This window comes from Nocardia neocaledoniensis, from assembly GCF_029868625.1.
Taxonomy (GTDB): Bacteria; Actinomycetota; Actinomycetes; order Mycobacteriales; family Mycobacteriaceae; genus Nocardia; species Nocardia neocaledoniensis_A.
Map to the genome: position 1 here is coordinate 20494 of NZ_JARWOJ010000195.1, position 11784 is coordinate 32277.

The 11784-nt window shown below is 61.9% G+C and carries 11 protein-coding genes; 1 reads left to right on the plus strand and 10 read right to left on the minus strand.

Going from position 1 to position 11784, the window contains the following annotated elements:
- Positions 1 to 87 precede the first annotated feature (87 nt).
- The 3 genes from QH270_RS14160 to QH270_RS14170 form a co-directional block, all read right to left on the minus strand.
- Positions 88 to 1113: an MCE family protein gene (locus QH270_RS14160; RefSeq protein ID WP_280341907.1), complete on the minus strand. Its 1026-nt coding sequence runs from the start codon at positions 1111 to 1113 to the stop codon at positions 88 to 90.
- A 324-nt stretch (positions 1114 to 1437) separates the two neighbouring features.
- On the minus strand, positions 1438 to 2361 hold the full coding sequence (locus QH270_RS14165) for an esterase/lipase family protein (RefSeq protein WP_280341909.1): 924 nt from the start codon (positions 2359 to 2361) through the stop codon (positions 1438 to 1440).
- Between the two features lie 130 nt (positions 2362 to 2491).
- Positions 2492 to 3259 (minus strand): alpha/beta fold hydrolase, encoded by a 768-nt coding sequence (locus QH270_RS14170; RefSeq protein ID WP_280341911.1) that lies wholly within the window; start codon positions 3257 to 3259, stop codon positions 2492 to 2494.
- Positions 3260 to 3566: 307 nt separating this feature from the next.
- Here QH270_RS14170 and QH270_RS14175 point away from each other — a divergent pair, with 307 nt between their 5' ends.
- Positions 3567 to 4442: an alpha/beta hydrolase gene (locus tag QH270_RS14175; protein ID WP_280341913.1), complete on the plus strand. Its 876-nt coding sequence runs from the start codon at positions 3567 to 3569 to the stop codon at positions 4440 to 4442.
- Positions 4443 to 4529: 87 nt separating this feature from the next.
- Here QH270_RS14175 and QH270_RS34680 read toward each other — a convergent pair whose 3' ends face one another.
- The 7 genes from QH270_RS34680 to QH270_RS14210 all read right to left on the minus strand — a co-directional run bounded on the left by QH270_RS34680 (position 4530) and on the right by QH270_RS14210 (position 11781).
- On the minus strand, positions 4530 to 5054 hold the full coding sequence (locus tag QH270_RS34680; RefSeq protein WP_432420361.1) for a transposase: 525 nt from the start codon (positions 5052 to 5054) through the stop codon (positions 4530 to 4532).
- Between the two features lie 438 nt (positions 5055 to 5492).
- Positions 5493 to 6356, minus strand: coding sequence for an SDR family oxidoreductase (locus tag QH270_RS14185; protein WP_280342020.1), 864 nt, complete (start codon positions 6354 to 6356; stop codon positions 5493 to 5495).
- A gap of 90 nt (positions 6357 to 6446) precedes the next feature.
- A complete protein-coding gene (locus QH270_RS14190; RefSeq protein WP_280341915.1) occupies positions 6447 to 7640 on the minus strand; it encodes an acetyl-CoA acetyltransferase in 1194 nt (397 codons plus the stop codon).
- Complete coding sequence (locus tag QH270_RS14195; RefSeq protein ID WP_280341918.1) at positions 7637 to 9043, minus strand: OB-fold domain-containing protein; 1407 nt, start codon at positions 9041 to 9043, stop codon at positions 7637 to 7639. Before QH270_RS14195 ends, QH270_RS14190 begins: the two co-directional genes overlap by 4 nt.
- Positions 9044 to 9059: 16 nt before the next feature.
- Complete coding sequence (locus QH270_RS14200) at positions 9060 to 10265, minus strand: acetyl-CoA C-acetyltransferase (protein ID WP_280341920.1); 1206 nt, start codon at positions 10263 to 10265, stop codon at positions 9060 to 9062.
- Positions 10262 to 11533: an acetyl-CoA hydrolase/transferase family protein gene (locus tag QH270_RS14205; RefSeq protein WP_280341922.1), complete on the minus strand. Its 1272-nt coding sequence runs from the start codon at positions 11531 to 11533 to the stop codon at positions 10262 to 10264. Before QH270_RS14205 ends, QH270_RS14200 begins: the two co-directional genes overlap by 4 nt.
- Positions 11530 to 11781 carry a hypothetical protein gene (locus QH270_RS14210; protein ID WP_280341925.1) on the minus strand — a complete coding sequence of 84 codons (252 nt, stop codon included), beginning with the start codon at positions 11779 to 11781 and terminating at the stop codon, positions 11530 to 11532. The genes QH270_RS14205 and QH270_RS14210 overlap by 4 nt, the downstream gene beginning before the upstream one ends.
- Positions 11782 to 11784: the final 3 nt, after the last annotated feature.

Genomic DNA, 11784 nt, shown 5'->3' on the forward strand with positions numbered 1-11784 from the left:
GGAGCTCAACCCTGGCATGATCCGTTACAGCCGGGAACCAATCAGCGCGGAATCGGACGGCGGCGGTTCTCCTCAATCTACACACTCTTATCTACACACTTCCGTGTGAGCGTTCCCACCAATCTGCGATATCAGGCCACGTGGCAGCACGATGTCATACAGCGAGATGTCCAGCCCACACAGGTAGGCATTGCCGTGCGTGCCTTCGGCGGTAACTCGCCCGATGCCAGCAAGAAGGGCCGACAGATGCGGCGCCGCCTCATCCAGCTTGGCGCCATTGGCCAGCATCAGAGTCAATGCCTCACGGGTGGAGTTCTGAGCGGCCGCCAGCATCGGCTGCACCTGTGTTAACAGGGCGACCAACGTCTCCGTTGCCGTCGCGATACCAGCAGTCGCGTGCTCCAGGGTTCGGCCCTGATCCTGCAGCCCACCGATCAACGCGCGGGTTTGCGTCACGAGCGTTTCCAGCTCACTACCCCGCTGCGCAAGCGAGTGCATGACAGCGGAAAGATTGGCGATCACCTCGGACACGACTTCGTCACGAAGATGAAAATCGCGCGCCAGCGTCGCAGCTTGGACGATGAACGCGCTAAGCGACACCCCGTCCCCTTGCAGCGCCTGGATCAAGGAGCTGGCGAGATCGTTGACCTGCTCGGGCTGCAACGCTTGAAAAAGCGGCTGAAACCCGTTCAGCAGCCCGGAGATGTCGAACGACGGCTCAGTCTGGCTGATAGGTATCTTACCGTGGTCAGCCAGCGGTGATGTGTCACCACCAACCCCGGGTGTCAGCGCCACATATCGCTGGCCGACGAGATTCTGATACCGAACGAGCGCTTTACTGTTAGCGAACAGCGTCTGAGAGCGTTGAACCACGAAGGTCACTCTCGCCTTGTTTCGCTCGTCGAGCTCGATGCGCTTGACCTTGCCGACACGAACACCAGCCATGCGAACATCATCGCCCTCGTTCAGCCCGAGAACGTCGCTGAAGGTCGCCGAATAAGTGTTAGTAGAGCCATCTACGGTGCGGGACAGAGTATTCCATACCGTCACCGTCACCAGCGCCGATGCGACCGCGAAGACGGCGAAGCCGATCAGAGGTCTCCGTATGGTCATCGTGTCCAGCAGCTCAGGTCAGGGATCGCGTGAACCTGAACAAGGCCATGGACCTGGCCCCAGCCATACGGCCGGCCAACCTCGGCTGCGCGCGGCGCGATAGCTCTCACACCGCGCCTCCTGTGGTTGCCGACAGGAATCATTAGGGCACTCCAGACAAGAAGTCGACCAATCTCTAATTTATCCTAGATTATGTCGCTACCTGCGCAAGTCGTGCACCGATGCCGCAGATCAGAAGGTGCACCGCCGGCCTGGCAGCAGCCGAACTTCAGGCCGATCGCCGTAGCCGCCTCAGTGTGAACACCCACGCAAACACGGGATATGTTACGATGTTTGGCCGACAAACGGTATCGACGAACGGCATTGAATCGGTAATGGATGCGCAGGGTCCAGCGCGTTTCGAATGAGTTGGTATACATTCTCGTCATAGGAGATATTGTTATGGTCAGGAAGAGCTGACGGACAAACGTCCTGCAAAACAACGTTGGTGACTGCCGACGTTTCCGGCAGATGTGATTCTGCCACGTCCACAACCATGTCCGTCCGAGAACTGATGCTGAGGTAGGAAACTCCCGGGCGGGTTACTCCGCCGGTATCCGTCTCCCTGATGAAGTCAGACTCAAACGCAGCGTCAACTGCCGCGGGTAGGGTACCGGCGAAAGCGCTCTGCGCATCGCGGTTCGAGCCGACCGCCTCCATTACACCATAGAATCGAAGACCGGTTACAATCCCGGCCAGCGAAATAAACATTGATACCTTCTCGGCGCCGCCCAACCGGTTGATGAAATATCTCGGCACCAGCCCTCCTTCAGAATGCCCGACCATGTCGACTTGGCTGGATCCCGTTTTTGCGAGGACCTCGTCCACGAAGTCTGCGATCTCCCTCGCCGACTCACGAAGAGGCCCCGCTTGATGCATTCCCCTAAATTCGCCGTAGTTTAATCCGAACACACAGTAGCCCTCAGCATGGAGGCGCGGTGCGATCATCGACCAATTCGCGAACATATTCTCGAATGCGCCATTTACGAGTACGACAGGATTCGGATGAGCAGGACCCGGCACGCAAGAAAAATCGTTCATACCGGGTGGCATCGCGGCAGGATTCTGCAGCGAATACGCCATCGCTTCGCCCCAGGTCCGCGGGCCGCTCCGATCAGGAATCGCCGCAACCGGGGCCGCCGCGAGGAGAGACGTCCACGCTACGGTCAATAATGTAGCGACCGATATGCGACGCAGGACGGGCACCATCAATTCACCTTCTCGCTTGTATAATTTCAGCCGCAACTTGCTACGCGCCGAACGCGCCTAGGTGAGCAGACTCGAAATCCAGCACCTTTCCCGCCGAGGGATATGCGGTCGCATCAGTCCTGCGGCGGCGCTAGGCAGACTTTCCGAGCGTGTTAAGGCAATGCGCAATCGCGGCGTCTATCTCGGATGCGATGAGGCTCGGCGCCTCCAACATCGGCACGTGACCGACACCGAGGATAGTTTTGGCGGCGACGTTCGGATACTTCTTGATCCACTGACGCCCATACCTTTCCGGCGGGAGGACCTGGTCGCGCTCACCGAACAAGATGGTGACCGGCACGCGGATGTCGCTCATTTTGTCCATTCCATGAATGATCGCTGGATCTTTTAGCGCGGTCCGCAGACACGTGCAGTGTGCAGGAGCTTCCAAGGTTGTCAATGCCATCGATGGCTCGACATCCTGCGGGCGGTGGGCCATCGATCGAAGATAGGCGTTACGCGCGGCGATCGGCACTCGGCGACGTGTGAGCGACCTGCCAACAGGGGCCGTCCACGGCAGCAACCCGAACAGCCGTCGGACACGGCTTGCTTCGGAGGCGAACGGCGACCACAATCCTGCTGGCGCGATGGCAATCACAGACCGGGCGCGGCCGCGAGTTGCCAACTCCAGAGCAAGCCACCCCCCGAGCGAGTTTCCTGCGATGTGAGCCGTGTCGAGACCAGCGTCGTCCATGACCTGTTCGACGAAGTCCGCGAAGCCTGAAACGGTCGGGGGGCCAACCAGCTCTGGTCCGCCCCAGTGCCCGGGCAGAGTCGGCGCAAACATGTCGTAGCCGTCGGCCAGCTCATCCATCACACCGTTCCACACCAGCCAGTTGTTCGAGAAGCCATGCAACAACAGCAGAGGCTCTCCTGACCCCGTTCGCATCGAGGAGCTCGGATCGATGTGTACCGAGGTCGATCTGACGTGCACCATGGTTCCCTGCCCAACTGGGCAAGTCCCCGTCGACCCGCCCGCTTTCCCAAGATAGAATGCAGATTAAATTGTGTCAACGACAACACTCGGCGTGCGGCACCGCCGGAGGGCTATCCATCTGGCACAAGGGGCAAAAGTTCCACGCCAGACCCGCAGGTTGAGTAGAGTCAGTAATTGAACATAGATTACATGATGGACCTGAGTGGCCCCGTCTAGAGAGAAGCGCAGCGTGCCCCATACTGCAGAACATGTCGACTTTCCCAGCGCCGGCGATGTAACGATCGCCGGGTACCGCTGGGATCCGCAGGGCGAACCGCGCGCAATCGCCCAGATCGTGCATGGCGTCGGCGAGTACGCGCTTCGGTACACCCCTCTCGCCGAGGCGCTCACGGCGCGCGGCTTCGTGGTGTACGCCCATGACCACCGTGGCCACGGGAGGACTTTGATCGATGGCCAAGTCCCTGGCACTCTCGGAGTCGACGGCTGGCCCGAACTGGTTGCTGACATCGGCCGCATGGCAGAGCTGGCACATAGGGCCTACCCCACCCTGCCGCTCGTGCTGATCGCCCACAGCCTTGGGTCATTCGCCACTCAACAGGTGTTGCCTGATCGAAGCTTCGACTTCGATGCAGTGGCACTGTCGGGCACGACGGCCGTGGACCTGCTCGAGCCCGCAATCGACCTCAATGTCCCGCTCGACCTGGCCGCCTTCAACGCGCCGTTCGAACCCGCGCGTACGGAATTCGACTGGATCAGCCGTGACGAGGCTCAGGTCGACGCCTACATCACTGACCCGTTGTGCGGCTTCGGACTGGACATCGCCAGCGGGAAAGCGCTGTTCGCGGGCGCCAGGCAGGCTGCCGATGCCGCCCGCGTCTCCTCGATTCGTTCCGATCTTCCGATCTACATCACCGTCGGCGATCAGGATCCCGTCAACGGACAGCTCGCCCTGGTCAACGCTCTGGTTGACCGGTATAGGGAGGCCGGGCTCTCCGACGTGACACTCGAGGTTTGGAAGGACGCCCGGCACGAGGTCTTCAACGAGACGAACCGCGATGAAGTCTTCGCCCATATGTTCGAATGGATTGATCGCGCACTCACCTGATCCTCGTTGTCTGAAGGTGGGCCCGGCGCACTCCTGCGGAGTTGCATCGGGCCTATTCTGCGTCCAGGTCCTGTTGTGCTGCCATTTCTAGGTCATGTCTCCCACTAACCCCAGCCATTCGACCACGAGTGCCATGACGATCCCAGCCCGGAAGGCGCAGGCCAGCTTGTCGTAGCGCGTGGCGACGCCACGCCAGTGCTTGACCTTGTTGAACGCCCGCTCGACCGCATTGCGACCCTGTAGGCATCGGAATCGAACCCCGGCGGGCGTCCACCAGTACGTCCACGACCTTTCCTGTTGGCGACCTGATCGGATCGTTGCGGGATCACAGCTTCGATTCCCGCCTCGCAACAGCTCTCGAATCGCCGCCGAGGAATACACCTTGTCGGCCAGGACCCGATCCGGGTTACGTCGCGGCGGCCGCCGAGCAGCCTCGGCACGGCGACCGCGTCGAGCACCGTGGGCATCATCGGTGAATCTCCCGTCTGACCCGCGGTTTCCAACACGGCTAGACCACGACCGTTGCCGTCGGTGGCCAGATGGGCTTTCGTGGTCAACCCGCCCCGAGACGGGCCGATCCCGTGATCGGCCGGCTCCTAACTCATCATCCACCGGTCAGCGGCGGTCCCGCCACCACAACGAGAGTTGGCGCCGTGCTGACGAACCCGCACGATCGTCGAATCGACCGAGACCACCCAATCGAGGTTTTCAGTCGCATCCGCCAACGCGGTCTGCCACGAACCGAACGCCTCGGGCAGGTCCCGCCACGGGATCCGGTCCGCAAGCGGAACAACATTCCCTCCACCGCCAGGCGATTATTGGCGAAGTTTCGTCCCGCACGACCTTCGGGCCCGAGTTGGTAGCTGACCAGACCGGTGGATGCACAGTGCTGCAGACGATCTGGCGTCGGTATGTTCAGCGAATGCCAGCGGTGCGGCCGTCATTATGCCTGGATCGAGTGACGACGCGAAGGGCGGACCTTCCGGCCGCTGGCCCGCTCTCCGCCATCCGGACAGATGAAGTCGTCGCGTGAGCAAACTTCGGCTGCTGTTAGCCGACGGGGTTGACGCCGGGCTCGGACCCTGTCATGTCAGTGATCTCCTTCCAGCGCGCAGCGACCTCATCAATGGTCGGAGTTTCATCGAACGTCGCACCCTGGGATTGGAAGTACTGCACACGGTGCACCTGGCCACCGCCAGCGACGACCACCGTGCCGCTGTCCTCGCACTCCTCGGTCAGCAGATAGCCGACGACCGGCGCGACCTGCTCCGGCGGCAGTTTCGCCAAGAGCTCAGCCGGGGCGATGTCAGAGGTCATTCGGGTCGCCGCCATCGGCGCTACTGCGTTCGCCAGGATGTTGTACTTGCGGCCTTCGATGGCAAGCGTGTTGATAAGACCGATCAGACCAGCTTTCGCAGCACCATAATTCGACTGCCCGAAGTTTCCGTAGATGCCGCTGGTCGAGGTGGCCATCACGATTCGACCGTAGCCTTGCTCGCGGAAATGCGGCCAGGCCGCCTTGGTCACATGGAATCCGCCATGGAGGTGGACACCCAGGACGATGTTCCATTCCTCGTCGGTCATCTTGTGGAAACCCTTGTCCCGCAAAATACCCGCATTGTTCACCACGCCGTGGATCGAACCGAAGTGGTCCAGCGCCGTCTGGATGATGGCTTTGCCGCCGTCTGCAGTCGCGACACTGTCATAGTTCGGCACCGCTTCGCCTCCAGCCGCGCGTATTTCGGCAACGACATTGTCGGCCATGGACGTCCCGGACCCGGAGCCGTCACGGGCTCCGCCCAAGTCGTTGACGACGACCTTCGCTCTATTGTGGGCCAACGACAGGGCGTATTCCCTGCCAAGTCCGCCGCCGGCGCCGGTTACGACGATGACTCGTCCTTCAACTCCAGGCATGTTGCCTCCTTCTTCCTGATGTTCAGCCATCGCTTGAGTGTTCTTGACCTCGGATCAGCAAATGCGAAGAACGCAATTGCCGAGAACTGATCAGCCGAGTTCGGAGCCGACTACAGCCACGAAAGAGACGCAGCTGCCCGGGCGCCCGCCGAGATTGTGTGTCAAACCCAGCCGTGGGTTGCTGAGCTGACGATCGCCGGCCGCGCCTCCGAACTGCAGCCAGCACTCATAGAGCATACGAAGACCACTGGCACCAACGGGGTGTCCGAAAGATTTGAGCCCACCGTCGGGGTTGACCGGCAACCTGCCACCAAGCTCGAATGCTCCATCGAGGATGTCTCGCCATGCATGACCACGCTCGGAGAAGCCGAAGTCTTCCATCAGCACGAGCTCGGTCGGAGTGAAACAGTCGTGTACCTCCGCAAGGGAGATCTCGGTGCGGGCCTCTGTGATACCCGCCTGCGCGAACGCGTCTCTGGCGCTCGCGACCACTTCAGGAAATGTGGTGAAGTCGTAGCCCGGATCCGACACGCCCCGAGCAGGCCCTGCGACGAGAGACAGCCCTTTGACATACAGGGGCGTATCGGTGTAATTCAGTGCCTCTTCTGCACGGACAATGAGAGCGGCGGACGCACCGTCGGACACCCCTGAGCAATCGAACACGCCCAGTCGTCCCGCAACCTTGGGGGCTGCCTCGATCTTCTCTTTGGTGACCTCGGTTTGAAACTGCGCCTTCGGATTGCGCGCCCCGTTGACGTGGTTCTTCCATGCGACGTGGGTCATAGCGGCGCGCATATCCGCCGAGCTCACGCCGTAGCGTGCACAGTAGGCCGGGTCCAGAAGAGAGAAGGCCGCCGGCGCGGTCAGGCTCAGCTCGGCGGCAGTGCCGTCGCTCGGCGGGTCGGCCCGCAGAAGTCCTGAAAATCCAGAGTCCTTGAGTTTCTCGACGCCGACTGCCATGACGACGTCGTATGCCCCGGAGGCAACCCCATAGCAAGCGTTCCGGAAAGCTTCTGATCCTGTTGCACAGTAGTTCTCCACCCGTGTGACGGGCTTGTAGTCCAGCGCGAGCGTTCTGCTCAACGTCAGCCCAGATTGTCCCGAACCGAGTGTGCCCAGCCAGTAGGCATCGATATCCTCGCGGGTGATCGCCGGAACAGATTTGATGGCCTCAGTCGTCGCGTCGACCAGCAGATCCTCCGCCGAGGAGTCCCAGTGCTCGCCGAATGCTGTGCATCCCATGCCGACGATTGCCACACGGTCGCGGATGCCGTTGCTGCTCATGCGTTTACCTCCACAGGCGTGCTCGTCTCGTCGAGGATGCGAGCCTTCCAGAAGTAGTTGTGTACGCCGCCCGCGGTGAACAGCCGACGGAATGTGAGACCGACAGCTGTGCCGACTTGCAGTTGGTCGGGCTCGGCATCGGCGACCTCCAGTGTGTAGCGGCCACCGCCTTCGAAGTCGACGACGGCGTCGATCAATGGCGGTGATGGTGTGTAAGCGAGCCTGTCGACGGTGTATGTCGCAACAGTCCCGGTCGCGCCTGCGAGGGCGCGTGATTCCATACTGTCGGCAAGGCCACAGTTCTTGCAGATTCGCACCGGCGGCAAGTGAACAAACCCGCAGCCGCGACATACGCTTCCGGTGAACCCGAACTTCCAAGTTGCGGAGCGCGCGCTCGGCGGGGCAGCGGGGCGGTCAGGCTCTGGTCGTCGGGGCGGCTCACGATTGAGCCATCCACGCCAGGTCAAGTATGTTGGGTACGCGATGTCGATGCCGGAAGCCAATTGGTCTGCAACCGAGTGGGCCTGCCGGGCTTCGACAAGTCGATCGGTCGTGCGCAGCAGTATCGCGTCGCACCCGTCTGCGGCGCAGAGCAGCAGAATGGACTCACCGGGCGCCGCCCGGTCCAGTGCGTCGGCCAAACCCAAACCCACATCTGCGGCGCCGACGTGTCCGATCGGCGACACCGTGGTGGACACTGCCGTCGGGACGATTCGCCGCGCTTGCTTGGCGATACCCGGGTTCGGCGAGACCACCACCAGGTGGTCGGGTTGATCCAGGCCCGCTGATGATAACACTTGCACTGCAGTGTCTTTCAGAAGAGGAAGATAGGCATCAAGACCGAAGCGCTCCTCCCATTGCCCTCCGGCGGGCTCACCGGGAGCGCGCCACCGATCCAGGATCTCGATCGACACCGAATGCTGGGCCATGACCTCTGCGATGGCCAACGACGGGTCACCGAACAACAATGCGGCGGCACCGTCCCCGCCGGAGCGTTCATCGATGGACCCGGGTCTGCCCACACGCACGTCGGCCAGAACCGCAAGTCCGCCGTCGGTGGCTGCTGCCTTCCATGCTGCAATTCCAGATCGTGCCGAACCTGCCATATCGGCAACGAAGGTCTTTCGCGGCAGCCCGAGAGCGGCATGGATTGCTGCGGCATTCGTCTTGTCCAGGTATGGCGGGGAGGTAGTAGCGAGGTACAGGGAGGCTGGTTCTGCAGGGTGGGCGCGCAGCAGTGCCGCTGCTGCTTCGACTCCCATAGTCGTGCTGTCTTCGTCAAAGGACGCAATCACTCGGGATCCTCGGCTACTGGGTCCTCCCAGGGCCGCGCTCACCTCGGCCAATTGTAGCCGCAGCCTGGGGATATAGGTCGAGTAACCGATCAGCGCTTGTGTGTTCACCGCCGTAGCCTTCCGATCAGGGTGCTTCAAGGAGTGCAGCCATACCCTGGCCACCACCGATGCACATCGTTTCCAGGGCGAGACGTCCACCACGCCTACGCAATTCATGCAACATCGTGGTGAGGATCCGCACGCCAGTCGCGCCGATCGGGTGACCGAGGGAAATGCCGGACCCGTTCACGTTCAGTCGATCGGCGACTTCGTCATCCTTCACGCCCCAGCCAGCGAGTACGGCGAGCACTTGCCCGGCGAATGCCTCGTTCACCTCGATCAGATCGAGATCGTCGAAGGAGACTCCAGTGCGAGCAAATAGCTTCGCTGTGGCGGGCACTGGGCCGATGCCCATCGTCGACGGTTCGCAGCCGGCCGCGGCCCACCCACGCAAGAAGCCCAGAGGTTCGAGCTCGAGCTCATCCAGCTTGTCTTCTGCGACGATGATGCACGCTGCCGCAGCGTCGTTCTGCTGGCTCGAATTTCCCGCTGTCACGGTGCCGCCATCAATGATCGGCCGGAGTCTGGCCAAGACCTCAGGCGTGGTATCAGGCCGAATGCCTTCGTCGCTGGCGAAGACGATTGGGTTGCCCTTGCGCTGTGGCACCTTCACCGAGACGATCTCATCGGCGAATTTTCCATCCTGCCAAGCTGCGGCGGCCCGGCGATGGCTGCGGGCCGCGAAAGCATCCGCCGCCTCGCGGGTGACACCGAACTGAGCACCGACTTTCTCGGCGGTGTCGATCATTCCGTTGATCTTGCCGAATCGCCATTCTGGCTGTGACCTTTCGCGGCCGCGGTCCAGCCGGTCGTACATGGTGACGTTTCCGGAGCGTCTGCCCCAGCGCATATTGGTGGTGTAATGCTCAACGTTGCTCATGCTCTCGACGCCACCGGCGACGACGACGTCCGCAGCGCCGGTTTGAACCATCATGGCCGCAGTTACCACCGACTGCAGACCACCGCCACAGCGCCGGTCGATTTGGAAGCCGGGAACCTCGATGGGTAGACCCGCGTGCAAGGCTGCCCATCGACCGATGCAGGGGGCTTCGGAATTGGAATAGGACTGAGCGAAGACGACATCATCGATCCTGGTCGGGTCGATGCCGGTTCTCTGGATCAGTTCCTTCAGCACGGCGGCAGCCAGATCGTGCGCTGCGACGGACCGAAGGGATCCACCGAAGGCTCCGACCGGGGTCCGCAAAGGGCTGACAACGGCGGCACGTCTCATAGCAGAACTCCTGGTTTTTCGATCGCCTTTTCCAGCGCGGGGCGATGATCTGGGTGAGCAAGGGCCACCATCAATTCGCGGCGTTCTTGCAGAGGTCGACAACGCAAGTCCGCGACGCCGAATTCGGTCACCACGATTCCGGCGTCGGATCGTGCCGTGCTGACAGGTCCCGTCAGGCTCGGCACGATCCGGCTTGCCGTACCTGCCGTAGCAGGTAGAGCGATGATGGGTAGCCCGCCTCGTGAGCGAGCTGCCCCACGCAGGAAGTCAGCTCCACCGCCGATAGCTCCGACGTAGTCCCCCGCCGCGACCTCGGCGTTGATCTGTCCGGTGAGATCGACTTCGATCGCAGAGTTGATCGCGGCCAGCCGATCTTGGCCAGCCAGCACCGCCGGCGCATGGGTATAGCGTGTGTCGCGCAGCTCGATGGCTCGGTTTCGGTCTGCAAATCGGAACAGTCGTTGTGTTCCCATCAGTACGCCAGCGACAGCCCTACCTCGATCGAGGGACTTGCGCTCGTTGGTGATGACACCACGGTCCATGAGGTCTGCGGCAGTATCGTTCAACAGGCCAGAATGGATGCCGAGGTCGGAGCGGTCACCGAGCGCGGCCAGAACTGCCTCGGGGATTGCGCCGATGCCGAATTGCAGCGTCGCCCCGTCATCGATCATCTGTGCTGCGTTCTGCGCAATCCGCAATGTCACATCGTCGGTAGGCCGCGGGGCTAATTGAGCGGGCGGCCGGGACGTCCGCACCACGATGTCGAGGTCGCGGTCGGTCAGCGATCGCCTACCGTATGTTCGCGGCACCTGATCGTTGACTTCGGCTATGACCACTCGCGCGGTCGTCAGAGCGGCGAGAAGGTAGTCGTCGGCGAGGCCGACGCTGTACCGGCCGTTCTCGTCCGAGGGTGGCAACTGCAGCAGTAGCACGTCGACAGCAAGTGGACCCCGTGTGAGCAGATCCGGCAGTGTGGAGTAGTGCACCGGCACGATGTCGAGCACTCCTGCCCTGAACAATGCGCGGTTGCCGCCGCTGCCGCAGTACGACACGAACGAGATGTGATCTGCATGTTCTGGGCGGACTGTCCTGGTTGCAGGGATGCCGAGGAAACACCTGAATGGGCCCGCCTCGGCGCGCTGGACCATCAGCTGCTCGGTCAGGGTTTGGGGTTCGGCGCTGGCCTGACCCCAGGTAACCATGTCGCCTGGCCGCAGGAACCGGCCGAAGTCGATCTGGCTGGCATCGAGGTACTGGGTGTACTTCACCGATCTTCACGCCATCTGTCTGCTGAGGGGTCCATCAGCTGACGAAGGTGACCGTCGGGTAGCCAGATGATCGTCTCCAACTCAAGTGCGTCGAGATACCGAACGTGGCCGGTGCGTTTGTCTTCCAGCCGGAGTCGTGGACCATTGGCAGTGTGGTCTATGGTCACGCCAACGACGGCGAACTCGCTGCCGACGAGACCGGCGGCTGAACCCGTCACATTGTGGGCTTCGCTGCGCTGATCGGACATGGC